Source organism: Flavobacterium sp. (assembly GCF_029945805.1).
GTDB lineage: Bacteria > Bacteroidota > Bacteroidia > Flavobacteriales > Flavobacteriaceae > Flavobacterium.
Genome location: NZ_JAQSDH010000036.1, coordinates 1 through 21288 on the forward strand (window position 1 = coordinate 1; position 21288 = coordinate 21288).

At 34.9% G+C, this 21288-nt stretch carries 20 protein-coding genes and 1 pseudogene; 10 read left to right on the top strand and 11 right to left on the bottom strand.

Going from position 1 to position 21288, the window contains the following annotated elements:
* Window positions 1-98: 98 nt before the first annotated feature.
* The 6 genes and pseudogenes from PSU83_RS09390 to PSU83_RS09415 form a co-directional block, all read right to left on the bottom strand.
* Window positions 99-2813, bottom strand: a complete 2715-nt coding sequence (locus tag PSU83_RS09390) for a DNA gyrase/topoisomerase IV subunit A (RefSeq protein ID WP_300589144.1) — start codon at window positions 2811-2813, stop codon at window positions 99-101.
* Window positions 2814-2954: 141 nt separating this feature from the next.
* Window positions 2955-3329 (bottom strand): annotated as a pseudogene (locus tag PSU83_RS09395) (GxxExxY protein).
* A gap of 38 nt (window positions 3330-3367) precedes the next feature.
* Window positions 3368-5224 carry a DNA topoisomerase IV subunit B gene (locus tag PSU83_RS09400; RefSeq protein WP_300589145.1) on the bottom strand — a complete coding sequence of 619 codons (1857 nt, stop codon included), beginning with the start codon at window positions 5222-5224 and terminating at the stop codon, window positions 3368-3370.
* Between the two features lie 151 nt (window positions 5225-5375).
* Complete coding sequence (locus PSU83_RS09405) at window positions 5376-6059, bottom strand: TIGR02117 family protein (protein WP_300589146.1); 684 nt, start codon at window positions 6057-6059, stop codon at window positions 5376-5378.
* A 246-nt stretch (window positions 6060-6305) separates the two neighbouring features.
* Complete coding sequence (gene ychF, locus PSU83_RS09410) at window positions 6306-7400, bottom strand: redox-regulated ATPase YchF (RefSeq protein WP_300589147.1); 1095 nt, start codon at window positions 7398-7400, stop codon at window positions 6306-6308.
* 131 nt (window positions 7401-7531) lie between these two features.
* The gene (locus PSU83_RS09415; RefSeq protein ID WP_300589148.1) at window positions 7532-8695 is read right to left on the bottom strand and encodes a hypothetical protein; all 1164 of its coding nucleotides are present in this window, start codon (window positions 8693-8695) and stop codon (window positions 7532-7534) included.
* Between the two features lie 179 nt (window positions 8696-8874).
* Between PSU83_RS09415 and PSU83_RS09420 the strand changes: the two genes are divergently transcribed.
* Complete coding sequence (locus PSU83_RS09420) at window positions 8875-9408, top strand: hypothetical protein (RefSeq protein WP_300589149.1); 534 nt, start codon at window positions 8875-8877, stop codon at window positions 9406-9408.
* Window positions 9409-9457: 49 nt separating this feature from the next.
* Here PSU83_RS09420 and PSU83_RS09425 read toward each other — a convergent pair whose 3' ends face one another.
* The gene (locus tag PSU83_RS09425) at window positions 9458-9808 is read right to left on the bottom strand and encodes a 4Fe-4S dicluster domain-containing protein (protein ID WP_300589150.1); all 351 of its coding nucleotides are present in this window, start codon (window positions 9806-9808) and stop codon (window positions 9458-9460) included.
* Between the two features lie 142 nt (window positions 9809-9950).
* On the opposite strand from PSU83_RS09425, the gene PSU83_RS09430 reads away from it, so the two are divergent.
* The 6 genes from PSU83_RS09430 (at window position 9951) to PSU83_RS09455 (ending at window position 14693) form a co-directional block, all read left to right on the top strand.
* Window positions 9951-11009 carry an acyl-CoA reductase gene (locus PSU83_RS09430; protein ID WP_300589151.1) on the top strand — a complete coding sequence of 353 codons (1059 nt, stop codon included), beginning with the start codon at window positions 9951-9953 and terminating at the stop codon, window positions 11007-11009.
* A 126-nt stretch (window positions 11010-11135) separates the two neighbouring features.
* Entirely contained in the window at window positions 11136-12230 is a 1095-nt protein-coding gene (serC, locus tag PSU83_RS09435) for a 3-phosphoserine/phosphohydroxythreonine transaminase (protein ID WP_300589152.1), read from the top strand.
* Between the two features lie 141 nt (window positions 12231-12371).
* Complete coding sequence (locus tag PSU83_RS09440) at window positions 12372-13334, top strand: D-2-hydroxyacid dehydrogenase (protein ID WP_300589153.1); 963 nt, start codon at window positions 12372-12374, stop codon at window positions 13332-13334.
* Between the two features lie 43 nt (window positions 13335-13377).
* Complete coding sequence (locus PSU83_RS09445; protein ID WP_300589154.1) at window positions 13378-13722, top strand: hypothetical protein; 345 nt, start codon at window positions 13378-13380, stop codon at window positions 13720-13722.
* Between the two features lie 187 nt (window positions 13723-13909).
* A complete protein-coding gene (locus PSU83_RS09450; RefSeq protein ID WP_300589155.1) occupies window positions 13910-14344 on the top strand; it encodes a DUF6146 family protein in 435 nt (144 codons plus the stop codon).
* A gap of 31 nt (window positions 14345-14375) precedes the next feature.
* Window positions 14376-14693 (top strand): DUF6787 family protein, encoded by a 318-nt coding sequence (locus PSU83_RS09455; protein WP_300589156.1) that lies wholly within the window; start codon window positions 14376-14378, stop codon window positions 14691-14693.
* 8 nt (window positions 14694-14701) lie between these two features.
* Here PSU83_RS09455 and PSU83_RS09460 read toward each other — a convergent pair whose 3' ends face one another.
* Together PSU83_RS09460 and folE are read right to left on the bottom strand one after the other, a co-directional pair.
* A complete protein-coding gene (locus PSU83_RS09460; RefSeq protein ID WP_300589158.1) occupies window positions 14702-14995 on the bottom strand; it encodes a hypothetical protein in 294 nt (97 codons plus the stop codon).
* Window positions 14996-15163: 168 nt separating this feature from the next.
* Window positions 15164-15835 carry a GTP cyclohydrolase I FolE gene (folE, locus tag PSU83_RS09465; RefSeq protein ID WP_300589159.1) on the bottom strand — a complete coding sequence of 224 codons (672 nt, stop codon included), beginning with the start codon at window positions 15833-15835 and terminating at the stop codon, window positions 15164-15166.
* A gap of 147 nt (window positions 15836-15982) precedes the next feature.
* Here folE and PSU83_RS09470 point away from each other — a divergent pair, with 147 nt between their 5' ends.
* The 3 genes from PSU83_RS09470 to PSU83_RS09480 are packed head-to-tail and all read left to right on the top strand — an operon-like array spanning window position 15983 to window position 19089.
* Entirely contained in the window at window positions 15983-16642 is a 660-nt protein-coding gene (locus PSU83_RS09470; RefSeq protein WP_300589160.1) for an ABC transporter ATP-binding protein, read from the top strand.
* A 4-nt stretch (window positions 16643-16646) separates the two neighbouring features.
* A complete protein-coding gene (locus tag PSU83_RS09475) occupies window positions 16647-18332 on the top strand; it encodes a hypothetical protein (protein WP_300589161.1) in 1686 nt (561 codons plus the stop codon).
* Window positions 18325-19089 (top strand): TIGR02757 family protein, encoded by a 765-nt coding sequence (locus tag PSU83_RS09480; RefSeq protein ID WP_300589162.1) that lies wholly within the window; start codon window positions 18325-18327, stop codon window positions 19087-19089. Before PSU83_RS09475 ends, PSU83_RS09480 begins: the two co-directional genes overlap by 8 nt.
* Window positions 19090-19284: 195 nt before the next feature.
* On the opposite strand, the gene PSU83_RS09485 is transcribed toward PSU83_RS09480, so the two are convergent.
* Window positions 19285-20241 (bottom strand): transporter, encoded by a 957-nt coding sequence (locus PSU83_RS09485; protein ID WP_300589163.1) that lies wholly within the window; start codon window positions 20239-20241, stop codon window positions 19285-19287.
* A gap of 4 nt (window positions 20242-20245) precedes the next feature.
* Window positions 20246-21166 (bottom strand): cytochrome c peroxidase, encoded by a 921-nt coding sequence (locus PSU83_RS09490; RefSeq protein ID WP_363319886.1) that lies wholly within the window; start codon window positions 21164-21166, stop codon window positions 20246-20248.
* Window positions 21167-21288: the final 122 nt, after the last annotated feature.

Sequence of the window (21288 nt, forward strand, 5' to 3'; positions counted from 1 at the left end):
TTCATGTTTTTCCATAAGGATACTTTTTTGTGTATCGCTATTTCAGGACAAGACAGAAACAATAAATAAAAAACTCCCAAATTTTGGGAGTTTTTTATTTATTCTAAACTTAATGTGATCTGTCCATCATCATCGGTTTCTGTTTGAATATCTTCCGAAACATCGCTTTCATCCGTTACTTCCATTTCTTCAGGCTGTTCTGGTTCGGGTTCTTCATAAGGCAACGATTCCAATAAATTTACTTGTTTCAATTTATCTGATGTCAATTGATTTCCTAAAGCTTTAATGCCTTTTACCGCAATAAATTCTTCTAGATTTATCGTTTGATTTTCTTTTTGAACGCCTTTCACTTTCGCATAAACAATTTCCGCCATCGGACGCCAATCGGTGGAAACGATTTCGAGTTGTGACTTTTCGTGTTCTGTTATGAAAATCTCATCTTTATTTTCGTTTTCAACTAAGAAACGTTTGATAAAATAACGTTCTTTTTCGCCGTCGTAATAAATGGCTGAAATCGGTTTGTTAGGATTCCATTTTTCCATCACAACGATATCTTCATCGAAATGCGTGGTCAATTCGGGAATAATAGTTTTCAGTTTTCCGGATTGATTGATTAGCAATATTCTATCATTCGGTCTGAATTCACCAAGCAACTCGCCTCTTCCATCTACATTCAAACGCTGAACTGTATCGTCAAACCAAACTTTTCTCGGACGCAAAGTTGAAATTCCCTTTTCTTTTAATTCTATTTTCTTGATTGGATATTTAGTTACTGTATTTCCACGAGATGCTCTGCCTTTGATGGCGATATCCGTAAAATCTAAATCCCATTTCAATTTCTTGATGCTTCCCACTTGACGCAATAAAATCGTAATAACTTCGGCTTCACCATTCGGATTTGCTGAGAAATACAACACTTGTGAACCGGCTTTTTCTTGCGTTAAATCATAGAATTTATCTCGTGTCACTCCAGAAACGTTGAAACGTTTAATGAATGTCGAACCGTTTTTTCCGTCACGATACATCATGTTGTAAATCGTACGCTTGTCGTTTTTATCAAAAATAGCGATATGAATGATATCTTTTCCAACAAACTTCTTGTCATCCACTTTGGCAATCATCATTTTTCCATCGCGAAGAAACACAATTACATCGTCAATATCCGAACAATCGGCAACGTATTCATCTTTCTTCAAACCGGTTCCAAAGAAACCTTCTTCTTTGTTTACGTAAAGTTTGGTATTTCTTAGAACCACTTTCGTCGCTTCAATGGTATCAAAACTTCTCAATTCGGTTTGACGTTCTCGACCTTTTCCGTATTTGTCTTTCAGCATTTGGAAGAAGTCAATCGCAAATTCTATAATATTTGCCAAATGATGTTTCACTTGTTCCATTTCAGCTTCCAGTTTGGAAATTGCATCATCTGCTTTATCCGAATCGAAACGCGTAATACGAATCATCGGAATCTGAGTCAGTTTCTGTAAATCTTCATCATGAATCTCGCGTACAAAAGATTTTGAAAATGGTTTAAAAGCTTCATACAAATAAACGTAAAGCGATTCTCTGTCGGAATACAATTTGAAGTCGATGTACATTTCTTCCCGAATGAAAATCTTTTCTAATGTAGAAAAATGCCATTTATTTTCTAGTTCGTCCAACTGAATTTCGAGTTCTCGTTTTAGCAAATCAACCGTTCGATGCGTTGATATTTTCAACATGTGAGAAACGCCAACGAACAAAGGTTTATGGTTTTCAATCACGCAACCCAAAGGCGCTATCGAAGTTTCACAAGCCGTGAATGCATACAGCGCGTCAATCGTTTTATCTGGAGAAACGCCTGCTGGAAGATGAATTAAGATTTCAACTTCGGCAGCCGTATTGTCTTCTATTTTTTTAACTTTAATTTTCCCCTTTTCATTGGCTTTCAGAATACTATCAATCAGAGTTGAAGTATTGGTTGAAAATGGAATTTGGGTTATTACTAAAGTTTGTTTATCCAATTGTCCGATTTTAGCACGCACCCGAACACGTCCGCCGCGTAAACCATCGTTATAATTGGAAACATCCGCAATTCCCGCTGTTGGAAAATCGGGGAAAAGTGTGAATGGTTTTCCTTTTAATATTTTTATCGAAGCATCGATTAATTCAATAAAATTGTGAGGTAACACTTTTGTCGATAAGCCAACTGCAATACCTTCGGCACCTTGTGCCAACAATAACGGAAACTTAACTGGAAGATTTATAGGTTCGGCACGACGACCGTCATACGACATTCCCCATTGCGTAATTTTTGGAGAGAATAAAATATCGTGACCCAATTTAGAAATACGCGCTTCAATGTAACGCGAAGCCGCAGCACTATCGCCTGTGAGGATATTTCCCCAGTTTCCTTGCATGTCGATTATCAATTCCTTTTGCCCGATTTGCACCATCGCATCCCCAATACTAGCATCACCGTGAGGATGGTACTGCATCGTGTGACCAACAATGTTCGCTACTTTGTTGTAACGTCCATCATCCAATTCTTTCATTGAGTGCATGATACGACGCTGAACTGGTTTGAAACCATCTTCAATCGCAGGAACCGCGCGCTCTAGAATTACATAGGAAGCGTAATCCAAAAACCAATCCTTGTACATTCCTGTAACTTTGGTAATGGTATCTTCTGGATTTTCTTCGTTTTCGTAGAAATGATTTCCCGAAGCCTTGAGGTCTTCAAAACCTTCCTCGGGAGTTTCCTCTACCGATTCGTTTTGTTCGTTCTCGTCTTCGTTTTCGTTTGGAATTATATCGTCTTCTTCTTCGTCTTTCATTTATGCGTTTTTGTAGCACAAAGTTTCACTAAGTTTTACTCTAAGTTTCACAATGTTTTATATTTTTATTTTTATTGTAGCACAATATTTATCAAAGTTTTACACCAAGTATCACAATGTTTATATAAAATATTACAGCAATTATAATATCAATCTTTTAATACCATCTTTCAATGACTTCTTGTAAAAATTGAAAAGTAAACCTAACCTACATTCTGAAAGCCTCATGTATGTTAGACATTGAGCTATATGTTCAATTGTAAAATTTTGCACTACTTTTAATTCAACTATTACTTTATTATTCACAATTAAATCTACTCTATAACCACAATCCAACCTTATATCTTCATATATTACAGGAAACGCCTTTTCTTGTTTAACATCTAACCCGCATTTTATTAATTAATAAGCTAAACATTCACGATATACTTTTTCTAATAACCCTGAACCTAATTTAGTATGAACTTTATAAGCACAATCTAATATTATTCTACTGATCTCATTTTCTTCTTCCATAATTGAACTTTGAGTACTTTGTGCTTTCCATTGTGCTCCTAAACTTTCTCCACCACATCCAATTCCACTTTCAAGTTGTTTATGATAAAAACCTGACGGTCTGGTGTATTTTTTCCCATATAGAATTCTAATAAAGTCTCAATTGGTGTTGCTTTATCTAACATTACGGGATCAAGTCTTATGCTTTCGCCAATGAAATGCTTGAATTCGTCAGGTGAAATTTCTCCTAATCCTTTGAATCGTGTGATTTCTGGTTTTGGTTTTAGCTTTTCAATCGCATCAACACGTTCCGGTTCCGAATAACAATAGATGGTTTCTTTTTTGTTTCGCACACGGAATAAAGGTGTTTGCAAAATGTATAAATGGCCGTCTTTAATCAACTCAGGGAAAAACTGCAGGAAGAATGTAATCAAAAGCAGTCGAATGTGCATTCCGTCAACATCGGCATCGGTAGCGATTACGATATTGTTGTACCGCAAATCACCCATGTCTTCTTCGATATCCAGCGCCGCTTGCAGCAAGTTGAATTCTTCGTTTTCGTAAACGATTTTCTTTGACATTCCGTAAGAGTTCAAAGGCTTTCCACGCAAACTAAAAACGGCTTGTGTGTTTACATCACGGCTTTTGGTAATCGAACCCGACGCCGAATCTCCTTCGGTAATAAAAAGTGTGCTTTCTAAACTTCTTGGGTTTTTGGCATCCGTTAAATGAACTCTGCAATCACGTAGTTTTTTATTGTGTAAGCTTGATTTCTTCGCTCTGTCTTTGGCTAATTTTCTAATTCCGGAAAGTTCTTTACGCTCCCGTTCCGCTTGTAGAATCTTGCGTAATAATAAATCGGCAACTTCCGGATTTTTATGTAGAAAATTATCGAGTTTGGTTTTGATAAAATCGTTGACAAAAGTACGCACTGATGGGCCCTTCGGACCAATATCGGTCGACCCTAATTTGGTTTTGGTTTGGCTTTCGAAAACCGGTTCTTCTACTTTTACCGCAATTGCCGAAACGATCGACTTACGAATATCTGAAGCTTCAAAAGGTTTATTATAAAATTCTTTGATGGTTTTTACAATCGCTTCGCGGAAAGCCCCTAAATGCGTTCCACCTTGTGTGGTATTTTGTCCGTTTACAAAGGAATGGTATTCTTCTGAATATTGAGATTTGCTATGTGTCAGCGCGATTTCTATATCATCACCCAAAAGATGAATGATTGGATATTGCATGTCTTCTTCGGTGATCGTTTCTTCTAGTAAATCTTTTAATCCGTTATCCGAATAGTATTTTTCGCCATTGTAGTATATCGTTAAACCCGTATTCAAATAACAGTAATTCTTGAGCATTTTGATGATGTACTCATTACGGTATTTGTAGTTTTTGAAAATGGTTTCATCGGCAATAAAAGAAACTTTGGTTCCTTTGCGCTTGGTTGATTCAACGATATCTTCTTCGAGGGTTAGATTTCCGGCACAAAATTCTGCAGCTTTTTGTTGGTTATCTCGAACGGATTCCACCCGGAAATAATTGGACAATGCATTCACGGCTTTAGTTCCGACACCATTCAAACCAACCGATTTCTTAAATGCTTTAGAATCGTATTTTCCACCTGTATTCATCTTAGAAACAACATCCACCACTTTCCCTAACGGAATGCCGCGACCGTAATCTCTAACAGTAACCAGTTTGTCTTTGATGGTTACCTCTATCACTTTTCCGGCGCCCATGACAAATTCATCGATACAGTTGTCGATGGTTTCTTTCAGAAGAATATAAATTCCATCATCTGGAGAAGAACCGTCACCCAGTTTTCCGATGTACATTCCGGGGCGCATTCTGATGTGTTCCTTCCAGTCTAATGAACGGATATTGTCTTCTGTATATTGATTTTCGTCTTGCATTTGGGATGTATCGAATTGGTGCTAATATAAAGGAAATTCGAGGATTTTAGAAGTAGAATTTACCAAAGTTATTAAGAATGATATTGACAAAATTAGTTGGCAGTCTTAAGGAAGTAGAAGGCAGAAAAAAGAAGATTTAAGCAACAAAATCTTACTGATAATGGCAAAATATTCCGGTATCGGTTACGGTCCAAAAGGCAGCTTTTTGATTGGATGCTTTGAGTGCTCCATTTGCCAACGAATTACAAGTATAAAATAAATTATATTTACCGTACGCTTCGTAAAAGCTATCATTTTTACCATACGTTGTAGCTGTAATAAATAGTGGATTTTGTGCTGCATCTAACTGAAAACTACTTTCAATATAATCGGTTAGTTTTTGATAATTTACTTGAGAAATCAACACTTTGACACAGTCTTTATTTTCGTTGATACTTTTATAAAATGTGGTGTGCATTGCTGAATTTCCTAATCCGAAGGCGGCATTGAAGGCTGTACTTGCTTTTAAATCGGACCATTCAGGTGTGTCGAGATAAAAACCTTTGTCGCCCCAACCGAAAGCTAAGTATTGTGCCATGGTATCTTTGGATTGTGTATTTTCAAATTTGATTTGTTGGCTCCAGTCTTTGATGCTATTTTTTACTGGAACAACAATATCCGTATGCACTCCATTGGTTCTTATGTATATTGGAACTTCTTGCGCTTGTTGGTCTGATTCAGAATTTACGGTTATTTTAGACAAGATGAAAGCAGCTAAAACATAAACAATTAGGAAGATTAGAATTCCTAAAAATGATTTTCCGATAAATTTTAGACTTTTTTTGATGGTTTTCATGGTTCTGTTTTGGTTGGTTTTTGGACAACCAAATGTTGTGCCAACTTTTTTTCATTTGGTCTTAAAAAAGAAAAACGTTCTCATTAGCCCCGATGGGAGTGGCATCTCCCGATTTATCGGGAATAGAACGGACAGCGGGAGGATTTAGTATTAGGACGAAAAACGTTGTGCTCCTAAATAAAAAAACCGCTAAATTTCTTTAACGGTTTATATTTTATTTCTTTTCTCAAGCTTCTTTCGCCGCAATTAAACGTTGAAACGGAAATGCATCACATCACCATCTTTTACAATGTATTCTTTACCTTCGACTCTTAGTTTTCCGGCTTCTTTGCATTTAGATTCTGAACCTAAAGCAGAATAATCTTCAAAAGCGATAACTTCGGCCCGGATGAATCCTTTTTCGAAGTCGGTGTGAATAACGCCAGCCGCTTTTGGTGCGGTATCACCAACATTTATAGTCCACGCGCGAACTTCTTTAACTCCGGCTGTGAAATAGGTTTGTTGTTTTAATAATTTATAAGCTGCACGGATTAATACGGCGGAACCAGGCTCAGACAATCCCATATCTTCAAGGAATACTTGACGTTCTTCATAGCTTTCTAATTCGGTTATATCAGCTTCAGCGCCAACAGAAAGAATGATTACTTCTGCATCTTCATCTTTTACCAATTCCCGAATTTGATCAACATATTTATTTCCGTTTACGGCTGCAGTTTCGTCAACATTACAAACGTATAGTACTGGTTTTGCTGTAATTAATTGGAAATCTTCGAATAGTGCTTCTTCGTCAACATTTTGAGGAACAACAGTACGAGCCGATTTGGCTTGTAATAAAGCTTCACGAACTCGGTCCAACAATGCTTTCTCAGTCTGCGCTTCTTTGTTTCCGGTTTTTGCAGCACGGTTTACTTTTTCCAAACGTTTTTCAACCGTTTCCAAGTCTTTTAACTGCAACTCTATGTCAATGGTTTCTTTGTCACGAATTGGATTTACATTTCCATCAACATGCACAATATTATCATTGTCAAAACAACGCACTACGTGAATAATCGCGTTACATTCTCTAATGTTTGCTAAGAACTGATTTCCTAAACCTTCACCTTTACTTGCTCCTTTTACTAAACCTGCAATATCAACAATATCTACGGTTGCCATTTGAACGCGTTCTGGTTTTACTAACTCTTCCAAACGGTTTATTCTTGGATCAGGCACATTTACAACACCAATATTGGGTTCGATGGTACAAAACGGAAAGTTGGCACTCTGCGCTTTAGCATTTGATAAACAATTAAATAAAGTTGATTTTCCAACATTTGGCAATCCTACAATTCCTGCTTTCATATTTCTTGAATATTGTTTTTATCGGTAATATGCAATGCTAAAGCATGCCATTTGTGATTTTGTTATAAAAAGAGTGCAAATATAGCGTAATAAAATCAAGTAACAAAAGCGAATAAATCGAGATTGGAAAGTTATTGTCTGAGTTCTAATGCGAGGATAATTTGCTCCTCTTCATCGGTTGTAGTTAATCCTGAAACATCCCAGTAATTGGTTAGAATGGTGTTTTTTTTGTTGTAGAGGGTTTTGTCTTTAAAAACATCGCTGTCTTTATAAGTATAATTGTTGTTACTAAAATTGGTGGTAACAAAGTAATTTTTGACTTCAATATCCGTTTTTTTATCTTTTTCAATTCGCTCAAAGCCAATCTCTTCACGAGAACTTACTAAATAATAATTTGAATTGTCTAGCCGATAGATCGTTTTGAATAATGACTTGTAAATATTCTTAGATCCTAGTGAAGTTTTGTCTTTCATATTGGCAATTGTTGTTGGCGAAACAAACGAATTTACTTCCACAATTATTTTCTTTTTTCTGTCATAAAGTATGGTAAAATCGTCTAGCAATTCTTTTACGTTGTCGATTGGAGTTACCAACATTATATAATAATCATCATTTGCTGGATACGATTTGATTACAAAATCATATTCTTTCTTTGCCTTGACTTCCATAAGCGGATTCAGATATTTAAAGTTATAATAATTCTGCATGATATCATTTAGATTATAACCCAACACATCGCCGCTGATTTCTTCATTTATTAAACCATAAGAACGGTTTTGCTCCAGTAAAATATCGGTTTTAAAATTTTTGCTGTTGCCAAACAATTGAAAGTTCATTAAGCCGTCATTGTAATAGGAATTTGTTCCATTCATCTTAAAAAATTCTCGTGAATATACTTTCAAACGTGCCGGAACGGTTAGCCTTTTAATCGAATTTTCAACTACTGTTTTTAAGATTTTTTGAGGATGTTGTTTGGTTACAATAATTTCATCCAAACCTGTAATGCTACTTTTTAGCAAAATTACATTTTCTTTCTCCTTTAATATATTGGAGCGCAACTTAACTGTAGTATAAGAAGAATGGGTAATCTGAATATTTGAAATTCCGTTTAAAACAAAACTGACTGCTCCTTCCGAATTGCTTAGTAACGTCTGTTTTGTTTTAGCTATAAAAACGGTAGCATCTTCAATTGGTTCATTAGAGTCGGCGTCTTTCAGCACAATTGATTTTTCTTGATTTTGAGAAAAAGCAGTTACACTAAAAATTAAAAAAAATAGGAATAAGCTTGTCTTCATTTTGATTGGACTTCAGTCAAATTTACTAAAAGTTTATCAAAAAAACATTGAATTAATCAAAACGAGCAAATAAATCAGTTTAAATGTTAAAACTATAATTAAAAACAAAAATTCTGTAACGCAAAAGAACCCTTCTGAAGGTAATTTTGCTTTATACAAACCATTAAAACAAAACAAACATGAAAACGATAGCATCTGGAATGTTTGCACTTTTACTTTCAGTAGGAATGCAGGCCCAAAATCAAAACAAGAAAACCGAAACAATAACAACTACTACTACAGTTAAAGACAATAAAGGAGAACATAAGCTGGTTAAAAAAGAACAAACTCAAGAAGTTCAGGATATCCAACTGAAAGATGTTCCTCAAGGAACTTTAAATACCGATATTCAGCCAACTGCTACTCAAGTGACCGCCACTACTAAAATTAGTGTTGACGGGCAAGAACGCTATATCGATGTTGATCATTCTGCCTACTACTCCTATAATGGTGAAAAATATCAAGTTGCTTTGGATAAAGTAGGTTATACAATGACTACTTCAAACAATAGTAAACCAAACTATTTAAGAAGAACTTCGAACAACAATTTTATATATCGAAATAATGAAAAGTTTTCGATTGGTCATTTTGATGCTAACGGAAATCTTGTTTTAGAAACGTATGATGATAAAACGGATAAAATAAATGTAGAAGTATATAATTTACAGAAATAAACATTCTGTTTAAATGAAAAAATCCTGAGTGTTGAACTCAGGATTTTTTTTATTCATTATGTAAAAATGCTTGTCTGTTTAGTAACGTTTCTTCGCTTTCGACATGATTTTCGTCGGGCACGCAACAATCTACTGGACAAACAGCCGCACATTGTGGTTCATCGTGGAACCCTTTGCATTCCGTACATTTTCCTGGAACGATAAAATAAATATCATCTGAAATTGGCGTTTGTGCCTCGTCCGAATCCACTTCAGTTCCATCAGGTAAAATTACTTTCCCTTTTAGTTTGGTTCCGTCTTTATACCTCCAATCGTCTGCACCTTCATAAATCGCCGTGTTTGGACACTCGGGTTCACAAGCGCCACAGTTTATACATTCGTCTGTTATAATGATTGCCATTCTGATTTTAGATTTTAGATATTAGATTTCGGATTTCAGATAGTTAAGAATTGAAATTCTCAAATTAAAAAAACCTTAATGCTAAATCAATTACTTATTTTTGTGCAAAATTACAATCAAAACGCTTCATATACAAATCTAAATGAGTTCTATTAACACAAAATTACCTTTTGTTGAATTAGGAAAATTTCTTAGCCAATTTACGCTCGATAAACCGATTCAACGTGCAGGTGTACTTTATAATGAGTTGTATTTTGAAAAATTTAAAGACTTGATCGAACTATCACAATCGCACAACGGTTGGTTTACCCGCGAACAGGTTTATTTCTCAATTCAATCTTGGGCAGAAGCACTGACAGAAGAAAATTTAAATCAATGGGTGTCAAATTATAATTTTTCAAATGTTGAACCTAAAACGATTGGTTTAATTCTGGCCGGAAATATTCCATTAGTGGGTTTCCACGATTTTCTTTCGGTATTGATTTCGGGACATAAAGCTTTAGTAAAAACATCATCAAATGATCAGCATTTAATAAAGTTTCTGGCGAATTATATAATAAGTATCGACCCGAAACTTTCCCAATATATTTCCTTTACGGATGGAAGACTCGAAGAATTTGATGCTATCATCGCTACCGGAAGCAACAATACAGCACGTTATTTCGAATTTTATTTCAAAGATACACCCAGCATCATTCGTAAAAGCAGAAATTCGGTTGCCGTTTTAAGCGGAAGTGAATCGCATGACGATTTGGTAGCTCTTGGTGATGATATTTTTAGGTATTTTGGTTTGGGATGTCGGAATGTTTCTAAATTATTTGTTCCAAAAGGATACAGTTTTGAAGCATTTTTTCAAGCGATGTACGAGCAAAAAGAGGTGATTTATTACGAAAAATACGCTAACAATTACGATTACAACAAAGCCGTTTTCCTGATGAGTAATTTCAAACTGCTGGATAATGAATTTTTAACCTTGAAAGAAGATCCAAGCTATGCCTCGCCTATTTCTTCTGTGTTTTATGAATATTATGATGATATCGTTGATATACAAAATCGTTTGAGTACTGATGCAGAACAAATTCAGTGTATTGTTTCTACTGATTTAATTGAAAAATCGATTCCTTTCGGTCAAACTCAAAAACCTAAACTTTGGGATTATGCTGACAATGTGGATACACTATCTTTCTTGTCTTCGATATAAAACATTAACTATTATTATAAACTACATCGTTTTCGTTAATAACATCGGTATATTAACCTCTATTTACCATCGGATTATCAAGTAGTGTTTCCGAAATTTGCCTTTCAATTTATAGTACTCTGTCATATGAAAAAACATAATTATAGCGCTGGACCTTGTATTTTACCACAAGAAGTATTCGAAAAATCGGCACAAGCCGTTTTAAATTTTAACGATTCCGATTTATCGATTCTTGAAATTTCACACAGAAGCAAAGACTTTGTTGCCGTTATGGATGAAGCAAGGTCTTTGGTTTTAGAACTTTTAGGTTTAGAAGGAAAAGGATATCAAGCATTATTTTTGCAAGGCGGTGCGAGCATGGAATTTTTAAGAGTTCCATATAACCTAATGAAAACGGACGGCAAAGCAGCGTATTTAGATACTGGAACTTGGGCGAACAACGCCATTAAAGAAGCTAAATTATTTGGTGAGACAGTTGTTGTGGGTTCGTCTGCGGCTCAAAATTACAATAACATCCCAACCGATTATACTATTCCTTCGGACGCAAATTATTTTCATTGCACAAGTAACAATACTATTTTTGGAACCCAAATGAAATCGTTTCCGCAGACTGATGTTCCTATAGTTTGTGATATGAGTTCGGATATATTTTCACGAAGTTTAGATTTCTCTAAATTTGACATAATTTATGCTGGAGCTCAAAAAAATATGGGCGCTGCCGGAACAACATTGGTTGTGGTTAAAGAAGAAATCTTAGGCAAATCGGGAAGAGCCATTCCAAGTATTTTGGATTATGAAAAACACATTAAAGCCGAAAGCATGTACAATACACCTGCCGTTTTTGCAGTGTATACTTGTCTTCTAACCTTGCAATGGTTGAAAAATAAGGGCGGAATTACCGCAATTGAAAAACTAAACGAAGCCAAAGCCAACTTACTTTATAACGAAATTGATAGAAATCCATTGTTCGTCGGAACTGCTGACAAAAAAGATAGAAGCATTATGAATGCTACTTTCTTATTAGTAGACGCAAAAAATCAAGATACTTTTGACAAGATGTGGAAAGAAGCTGGGATTTCTGGAATTGCTGGTCATCGTTCTGTTGGTGGTTATCGCGCTTCAATGTATAATGCATTACCATTAGAAAGTGTTCAGGTTTTGGTTGATGTGATGAAGAAATTAGAAGAAGTACACAGTAATCAGTCTCAGTTAGCAGAATAATAGCCCAGATTGGAATGGCATCCTTTTTATCTCGTTCTCAAAACGAGATAAAAAGATAGAATGGAAAGCTGGAAAGAGCTCCTAAAATTTATAATTAACAATGAGGATGAGATTACTTCATTACTCGCAATGACATAAAAAATGAAAGTATTAGCCAATGATGGAATTTCTAAAAGTGGAATAGAAGCTTTAGAAAAAGGCGGTTTTGAAGTGATTACAACAAAAGTGGCGCAAGAGCAAGTGGCTAATTATATCAATGAACACAATGTTTCGGTACTTTTAGTTCGAAGTGCGACTAAAGTACGTCAAGATATTATTGATAACTGTCCGAGTTTGAAAATCATAGGACGTGGCGGTGTTGGAATGGATAATATCGATGTGGATTACGCTCGTGGCAAAGGATTACACGTTATAAACACTCCAGCTTCCTCTTCTGAAAGTGTTGCTGAACTGGTCTTTGCCCATTTGTTTACGGGTGTTCGTTTTCTTCAAGATGCTAACAGGAATATGCCGTTGGAAGGCGATACCCATTTTGAAGGTTTGAAAAAAGCGTATGCTAACGGAATTGAACTGCGTGGAAAAACGATTGGAATTATAGGTTTTGGCCGCATTGGTCAGGCTGTAGCCAAAATGGCACTTGGACTTGGAATGAAAGTCATTGCTGCTGATAAATTTGTGGATAAAGCAGAAGTAAGAGTTGATTTTTATAACGGGCAATTCATTAATGTAGCATTTGAAACGGAACCTTTGGAAGATCTTTTCAAACATTCTGATTTCATTACGCTTCACGTTCCCGCTCAAGATGGTTACGTAATTGGTGAAAAAGAATTAGCATTATTGAAGGATGGCGTTGGAATTATTAACTGTGCTCGTGGTGGTGTTATGGATGAAGTAGCTTTACTTAAAGCATTAGATACCAATAAAGTATTATTTGCAGGTTTAGATGTTTTTGAAAATGAGCCTACTCCGGAAATCCAAATATTAATGCACCCAAAAATTTCGTTGACACCACATATTGGTGCTGCAACTTTGGAAGCTCAAGATCGAATTGGCACCGAATTGGCAGAACAAATTATAAGTCTATTAAAAGTCGAGAATGTTTAATTGAGTTGACATATTTATATTCAATTAGAATCTAAAAATATGTTTGAATCAATTAACTGACTTAGTAAAACAATTTGGCAGAGAAGCTGTAGTAAACAATGCAGCGGTTCCTAACAAACATAATGAAGCCGTATTAAATGAAGTCAGTTCTTCTATTCTTGATGGATTAAAAGGAATGATTGCCAATGGAAACGTATCGGATTTAGCCGGTTTGTTTCAAGGAAATAATGCCGCTGATGCTTCAAATTCAGTGGTGCAACAATTGTCTGAGAAATTATCTGGTACTTTAGGTGAAAAATTTGGATTGAGTCTAGTGGTGGAATTAGGGATGCTATTTCAAAATATGGAGGACAATTTGGCCTTGGTCAAGATGGCTACGGGCAAATAAACAGTAATGATGCCGCTGCTGCTGTTTCAAAAAATTCAGGAAGTTTAGGTGGAATATAAGAAAGCTTTTCGGAAAATAAAAATATTGGAATCACATTGCATCCCACGTCATTCGCGTGTTTTTTTTTATGTTAAAATTGAAACAAGAAGTGTTTGTTTTGATTAATTTTAGGCAAACATAAACTCTCATGATAAAGCTATTTGTCCCGCTACTTTTAATTGTTGTTTTGGCTTCCTGTCATTTCGACAAAAATATCGTTACCAAAGCAAAAACACCCGATAAAGTAAAAGCATCAGATAAGGTTCGAATTGCTAATGATTCGCTGGAGTATGAAGTCATTATAATTGATCCAGGTTTTACTTCATGGCTAGCCAGCAACGCTCGTCCAAGAAATTACTATTCTGAAAGTTATTTAGAAAGTCACAATCAGAGTTTTGTTACTGAATGGAATAGTAGAGCAAATCAGCCCCAACGCTATGGAAGTGATTTGTATGAAATGCGCATCGATTATAATCCTACTATTCATTATGGATATGAAGTAAATTATCTACTGTATAACTATATGGTTTATTTTCAAATTACTAATAAACAAACTTTTGGAGGATTTGTTCCAAGACCGTAAATTGAGTAAATTTGCGTGACTTTAACCCACTATGGAAAACTTTAAAGAGCGCTGGAATATAAAATCAAATTGGCAGTTGGTTGTCATTTTTATTGTATTCGCTATCACAGGCACTTCATCCGCTTATCTATCCAAACCCATTTTAGCCCTTTTTGCCATTAGTAAAGAAACTATTTCTGGGTGGATTTATTATCCGTTATACCTCCTTCTTATTTTTCCTGTCTACCAAGCCTTGCTTGTTAGTTATGGTTTTATATTTGGTCAACACACTTTTTTTTGGGCATTTGAAAAGAAAATGCTTAGAAGTTGCGGATTAGGATTTATCGTCAAATGGTTTGAAAAGTTGTAAATGGTAAACTATTTACCGGATTTTATTACATAAACATAAAACCAAGTAATTGTAAAGGTTGGAATAAAATCTACAACAGGAACCATCTCTTCAATAAAATCAAAGATACCCGCTATTTTACCAATTTTCCCTTTATACATTCTGGTCAATAGTAGTGCCGATAACGGTGCCCAAATAAAAGCTAACGGTGGAAAAATACTAGGAAACATGCCGATTAAGTCGAAAACAATGCCCAAAAAAAGTTTGGCCGTTCTAGTTGATGTTGAAGTTTGGGCAGCCTCAAATGGAATTGCTTTAACCATTTTTTTAATTTTTATAGTCGCTGTTGCAATTCTAGTGCCAAACTGATAATCTTTTACCAAAAATATAAATTAGATTTCTTGAAAATTTGTGAATAGAGTTTATATATAAAAAAATCCCAAATAAATTCGGGATTTCTTCATTCAAAAAACAGTAACCTAAAATTCCTTTTATTTCTCTTTCTTAACTAAGTTAAAGAAATCATTTCTATTTTCTTTTTCATTAAAAATCCCTCCGTATTGAATCGTTGAAGTAAAACTACTTTCATCCTTAATGCCTCTACTCGACACACATAAATGTTTGGCTTCCATAACTACGATTACGTTATCGGTTTCTAAAACGGATTTAAGTTCATTAAATATCTGCATAATCAAGCGCTCTTGGACTTGAGGTCGTCTTGAATAATAATCTACAATTCGGTTTAGTTTGGAAAGGCCAATTACTTTTCCGCTTGAAACGTAACCAATATGCGCTTTACCTATTATGGGTAAAAAATGATGTTCACAAGTAGAATTGAAACTAATATCGGCTTCAACCAACATTTTATCGTAGTGATATGAATTATCAAACACTGATATTTTAGGCTTATTGGCAGGGTTTAATCCCGAGAAAATTTCTTGGATAAACATTTTCGCCACTCTATGTGGAGTTCCTTGTAAACTATCATCCGTCATATCTAGTCCCATCTCTTCCATGATTCGGAAAAAATGCTTTTCGATCGAAATCATTTTGTCTTTATCTGATTTTAAGAAAGCATCTATTCGTAACGGAGTTTCTGCTGAAGTCATTTGATGATTGTCGCCTATCATTTCAAATAATTCTCTTTCAATTGCTGTGTTCATAAGAATTAATTTTTTGTTTAACAAATGTAGTTAAAAGTTAAACAAAAAAATAATAGTAACTGAAATTATTAACTTATCCAGTTATAAATAAACTTTATATCACTTAAAAAAAGAAAATACTTTGTTACTTTGTGAAAAATTATATTAATGATTGTTGCCAAAAATATTCAGAAATATTACGATAGTTTACATGTTTTAAGAGGTGTTGATTTGCACATTAAGCAAGGTGAAATCGTTTCAATTGTAGGAGCTTCAGGTGCAGGAAAAACTACTTTACTGCAAATTCTAGGCACATTGGATAATCCTGATAAATTAAAAGATACTTCACTTACCATAAATGGAGAAAACACATTGACGATGAAGGATAAAGCGTTGTCAAAATTTAGAAATACGCATCTTGGTTTTATCTTTCAATTTCACCAATTATTACCCGAATTCACTGCTTTAGAAAACGTTTGCATTCCAGCTTTTATAGCCGGAAAAGACAAAACACCAACTGAAGTTGAAGCCAAAAGATTATTAGGATATCTTGGTTTATCCGAAAGAGAAAATCACAAACCCAACGAACTTTCGGGCGGAGAACAACAACGTGTAGCCGTTGCCCGAGCACTAATAAACAAACCTGCAGTAATTTTTGCTGACGAACCTTCGGGGAATTTAGATACAACATCAGCAGAAAATCTACATCAATTGTTTTTTAAATTGAGAGATGAATTTGGTCAGACCTTTGTTATTGTTACCCATAACGAAGAATTTGCAAATATGGCAGATCGAAAATTAGTGATGAAAGACGGATTAATCGTTTGATACTATGCTATTAATTCTGCTAAGCTGGATTTACATTTTCTTTACGGCCTTTGGTTTCGGGATGGCATTTTCAAAAGCACTTCGCTTTCAGCAGTTTGAAGTGGTAATAACGCCAATTTTAGGATTGTTTTCTATAACATTGTTTGCTACTGTTTGGGCATTTTTTGGACCAATTAATATTCTTTTTCACACTGTTCTATTATTATTTTCCATCCTATTTTGGTACAATAGTAAAGAAGTAGTGACGACTGTTTTTCAAACCTTAACTCAATTTTCAACGTTCTCTTTTCCTATCAAAATTTTATTGTGCATAAGTAGTATACTGATTTTGGCTCAAAGTGCTACACTTCCGTTTATCATTGATAATGAAAGTTATTATATTCAAACAGTCAAATGGCTGAATGAATATGGTTTTGTTAAAGGATTAGCGAATTTGCACTTATTTTTTGGACAAACTAGTGGCTGGCACATTACACAAAGTGTGTTTAGTTTTTCGTTTTTGTACGATCGATTTAACGATTTAAACGGATTTTGTTTGCTATTGGGGAATTTCTTTGCATTCGAGAAACTGAATTCATATTTCAAAAATGACAAGCGATTGGATTTGATTTTTGGACTACTGCCGTTGACTTATGTTTTTTTATTTCAATTTGTTAGTGCGCCTTCCCCGGATTTACCAATTTATATTTTCGGATTCATTTTGTTTTCCTACTATTTGCAAAGAGAAGATAAAGAAGCATTTATCATCATCGCAACTTTGGCATTTTTCGCTTTCTTTATAAAAGTAACGGCTGTTATTTTACTGTTATTTCCATTGATTTTATTGATAAAACGTTTCACGACTTTAAAAGAAAAATTATTTCCAGTTGCCTCTATTGGAGTTTTAGTTTTGATTTTATTTATTTCAAAAAATATCATTTTAACGGGTTATCCGTTGTTTCCATTGCTAAGTTTCAGAATGAGCGAGTTGGATTATGCCGTTCCAACCATTATCATGGATTTCTTCTTTAGCAAAAGCATGCTCCATTCCTTTTATATTGATGGTAGTTCGTTTGCCAATGCATCTTTTTTAGATTTAGCTAGACAATATTTCCTCTATAATGGATTGTCGGGCTACATCGGGATTGTATCCATTCTCATGATTTTAATTGCTCCAGTTTTAATATTCATCCAGAAGTCGCCCAAACTTTGGACTATTTATTTTGCGTTTATTGCCCTTTCGATACTATTATTTTTTAGTTCGGCGCAATATCGTTTTTACGTCTATTTTACCTTATTCTTTTTACTAGTAGTACTATCAACTTTGGTTAGCAAGCCGAAATGGATACTACGCTTATGCGGAATAAGCATGCTTGTTGTAACGGTATTGATTCTGATTCCGATTTCTTTTGGAAGTTTGACAACAAATAATTTATTGGTACAAAATAATACCTTGCATTTAGAGAACATTGTTATTCCCGAACCGAATTCTAAGTGGAATCCCGAATTTAGAGGTTCAAGCGTTGGAAATATGATCTATCAAACTCCCGTTGATGATTCTTTCTTTTGGGTAACTGGAAATGGAAAATTACCGTGCGTAAATGAAAAACAAATTCAATATTTTGAACACGGCTTTTTCTATATTCCGCAACAGCGCAGTAAAGACCTGAAAGATGGCTTTTATGCCCAAAAAATAAGCGGTCATGAATAAGTTGGAACTCAAAGAATTTCTAGATGAAAAAGTAGTCCAATACAATACTTTAGATTTTATTGATTCCGATCCCATTCAGATTCCACATCAATTTTCTGTTAAAGAAGATATAGAAATTGCGGCATTTCTGACGGCAACAATAGCCTGGGGAAATCGTAAAATGATTATCAACAACAGCAAACGGATGATGATGCTTATGGGCGAATCGCCTTATGATTTTGTAATGAGTCATTCCGAAATACAATTAGAAAAACTGGACGGGTTTGTGCATCGAACATTCAACAGCAACGACTTTATTACATTCATTAAAGCCTTAAAACATATTTATTCCAATCATAATGGATTAGAAATGGCTTTCGCCAAAAACCAACAACCCTATTCCATGCAACCAAGCATAGCAGAATTCAAGAAAATCTTTTTTGAAATTGAACATCAATCCCGAACAATGAAACACGTTTCGGATCCGATGCAAGGTTCGGCGGCAAAAAGAATCAATATGTTCCTTCGATGGATGGTGCGTCAAGATAATAATGGTGTCGATTTCGGAATCTGGAAAAACATTTCAATGGCTTCGCTTTCGTGCCCGCTTGATGTACATTCTGGAAATGTAGCAAGAAAGCTTGGTTTACTTACCCGAAAACAAAACGATAGCAAAGCATTGCTAGAATTAGACACTTCATTAAGAATTTTAGATGCTAGCGATCCCGTAAAATATGATTTTGCCCTTTTTGGATTGGGCGTTTTCGAGGGATTTTGATTAGACAATTTAGATTTTTAGACTTTTTAGAGTTCTTAGAAATAAAAAAGCGAAAGACTCTCATCTTTCGCTTTTAGATTAAGCGCAATAATTTAAACTAAAACCTTAACTAATCGTAAACCTACAAAATAATACTATTTATCAAGCCGAGTTTAACGTTGTTTTAACCACTTGTTAAAATTGTTCTGTTTCAAATTATAAGCTATAATTCAAGTTGACACTCCATCTGTATTTGGCTTCTACCCTTTCACTTGCCAAATTTTGATTTATCGGAAGCATCATATTTACCCCTAAAGAAAATTTATTCATCCCAACTTCAAAACCGGCTTTTCCAAACAAGATATCTCCAGCTGTTTTTCTGACCACTTCCGAATACTGATAATTACTGCCATAAACTTCACCAGCAAAACCCAATTGCGGCGCAAAGGACAATTTTTCCTTTTCATATAAGTAGAAAAAGGTACCCGCATAATTAAATTGATTCCCAAAACGGTATTTCTTGTCATTTTCCGTTTTGATGGTATAATTCAAAATGGTATTCAGTCCAAATTTTTTTCTTTTAATAATATATTCTGTTGCCAATAAATAGTCCCAACTTCCGGTTCCAACCTGAAAACTCGGATTTACATCGCCAGCATTTGCCTGATCAAACTTACCTGTAGGTGCTTTTATTCCACCACCAACTTGAAGAGTATGAACTAAAAACGTACTGTCTTTAAGGGTTTGATACAAACGATACATCGCCAAAACGTTAATATCCCCAATTCCTTTTATATCTTGATTGCCTGTGGCGGTTTCTCGATTGTGAAAATGGTACGGAAGCAAAGCGGAAATCTGAATATTTTTATGAACAGGAATTCTGGCCCACACCTGAACGGTATTAAAACTTTCGTTATACCAAGGCGAATTGCTGTACAAACCATCCGAACTTTTGTAATGTTGATTGAAATAACGAATTCCAATAAAGTTTGTATTCAACATCGATGAAAATCCCATACTTCCACCACTGGCAGAGCAACCGCAAGCATCACATTCAATTCCTTCGGGCATCACAAAATTTCCACTAAACGAATTTAATCCCGCAATACTGTCTTTTTCAGTAGCATTCACAAATTGAATTCCTATAAGAAGTAGTAGTATATATTTTTTCATTTTATTAGAATTCTGAAAATCGTTTATCGGTTAGATATTGATTATCGGTTAATGTTTTAAGGAAGGCAATGATTTTTGTTTTTTCTGAAGAGGTTAACGGAATTCCTATGTTTCCATTTGAATTTAAACTTGCGTCTAATGTTGGAGAGTTTATCATTCCTGACGAATAATGATCTAAAACAGCTTCAAGGGTGAAAAATCGACCATCATGCATGTAAGGGCTCGTTTTTTCTACATTTCTCAAACTTGGAACCTTGAACTTATGCAAATCTTCAGCCAGTTCAGTCACTCTGAATCTGCCTATATCGTTAATTGAGGGATTCACTGGCAATCCGTTATTTCTAAAAGAATTATCAGTAAATAAATCTGTTGCTTGACAACTAGAGCACTTTTGATTAAAAAGAGCGTACCCTTCTTGTTCCTCTTGTGTTAAAGTTCCTCCAACTTCACTTCGTTTATATTTATCAAATCTTGAATTTGAAGAAACCATTGAAGCCATAAATTGACCCAACGCTTTTAATAGGTTTTCTGAATTTATAGCTTTATTTGAAAAAGCTTGAGAAAACAATTTTTTATAAACGGCATCATTACGCATCATTTGAGTGATTGCGTTAAAATCTCCGTTCATTTCTATAGGATTGGTAATAGGCAAAATAGCCATCAAATCTAAATGCGCTGAAGCACCATCCCACATAAACTGAGATTGAAATGCCATATTTTGAATGGCAGGCGTGTTCCGAGTTCCAATTCCTTCTCCAACTCCATGACTAAAAGTATGTCCATGATGTATAAAGGCATTTTCTTGAATGTGACAAAATCCACAAGAGACTACGCCATCTGAAGACAAACGACCATCATAAAAGATTTTCTTACCTAATTCTATTCCTTTATTCGTTAACGGATTAGTATTGGTATTAAAAACCAATTCAGGAAAATTTGAAGGAACTTTTAAAGTGACAGCTATATTTTGATAGTCAGAATCAGATTCATTGGAATGGATATACTAATTTAGCTTCCAGTTGGAGTTAAGAATAAAATCTTAATTTT